This is a genomic window from Azospirillum oleiclasticum (assembly GCF_013423485.1).
GTDB lineage: Bacteria > Pseudomonadota > Alphaproteobacteria > Azospirillales > Azospirillaceae > Azospirillum > Azospirillum oleiclasticum.
In genome coordinates this window covers 1-415 of record NZ_JABFFR010000117.1, presented here as the reverse complement: position 1 = coordinate 415, position 415 = coordinate 1, and the positions used below count along the sequence as shown (strand labels likewise).

General features: G+C 76.6%; 1 protein-coding gene. It reads left to right on the top strand.

The window, feature by feature from the left end:
- Positions 1–415, top strand: a 415-nt coding sequence (locus HL658_RS36525; RefSeq protein WP_211109950.1) for a hypothetical protein, incomplete at both ends; no start/stop codon positions are given.

The window sequence follows — 415 nt, the reverse complement described above, 5'->3', positions numbered from 1 at the left end:
CGGCGGCGGCGGCGCAGTACGCCACCGACCTGCGCGACCTGACCGCCACCTTCGACGCCGGCGCCGGCCGCAGCGCCCGGCTGGACGAGGCGCTGGCGCAGCTCAACCGGTCTCTGCTGGCCTCGGCGGGGGTGGCACAGGCGCCGGTGAGCGCCCTGACCGGCACCGTGTCCGATTTCGTGGCGACGCTTGGTCTGACCGGGCCGGCACTGGCGCCGGTCACCGCGGCGCTCGACGCGGTGCAGACGGCCGCCACCACCGGCGTGGACGCGCAGGGCGCCTATCAGCGCTCGCTGGCGGCCCTTGTCGCCGAACACAAGGCCGGGCGGCTCGACGCCGACGATTTCGCGGCGAGCGTCGCCCGCATCACGGTGCAGCTCCGCGAGGCGGTGGCGGTGGACGCCGCCATCCGCGG